The sequence below is a fragment of the Streptomyces sp. AC627_RSS907 genome (genome assembly GCF_019049165.1).
Genome location: NZ_JAGMUE010000262.1, coordinates 1 through 739, shown reverse-complemented (window position 1 = coordinate 739; position 739 = coordinate 1). Strand labels below are relative to the sequence as shown.

Genomic DNA, 739 nt, shown 5'->3' with positions numbered 1-739 from the left:
GGGGTCGGCGGCGTGGTAGCCCAGCGCGGCGGCCATCCCGGCTCGTTTCCAGTTCAGCCGGTGCCGCAGAGTAGGGGTGCGGCCGCGGGGTGCGTAGGTGCGGCGCACCTCGGGCAGCAGCGATACGCCTGATTCGTCGAGGAACACGATCCAGGCACGTTTCTTCACCGCCCCTTTTTGATGCGCGGCCACTCGTGGGCGACCCATCGGGCGATCTCACACTCGTCCCGCTCGACGGCCTGGCGCCTGGGCCGCTGCAGACTCCAGCCCAGCCGCCCGGTCAGCAGGCGCCATACCGAGGCCCGGGCCAGCGTCACCCCGGTCACCCGCTCAACCACCACGCCGACCCGTTCCAGCGTCCACAGGTCCGCCTCGAACCCGTGCGCCTGAGCGCCCTGCTCCAGCGCAGTTCGTACCTGCTCGACCTGGGCGTCGTCCAGCTTGGGCGGCCGACCGGTGGCCGGGCGCCGCCGCAATGCCTGAGTCCCGCCCTGCTCCCACAGGCGTTTCCACCGGCGCACACTCTCGGGGTGCATCCCCACTGCCCGGGCAACCTCGGATGAAGGGCGTCTCTGCTCGAACAGCTCGGCCGCGCGCATGCGACGGGCCTCGGCCAACTGCGGCCGCGTCAGCGGTAGAACGGAGACATCAGCAACAGCATCCTGCGGCTTGGAAGACACGCCATCATGCTCACACCACCGAAGCCCCAACCACCACAGAACTAACGAAAAACTCAGTA

1 protein-coding gene is annotated in these 739 nt (G+C 69.1%); it reads right to left on the bottom strand.

Annotation, left to right across the window (positions count from 1 at the left end; all coding sequences use genetic code 11):
- Positions 1–164: 164 nt before the first annotated feature.
- On the bottom strand, positions 165–739 hold a 575-nt coding region (locus tag KUM32_RS33185), incomplete at its 5' end, for a winged helix-turn-helix domain-containing protein (RefSeq protein ID WP_217145632.1).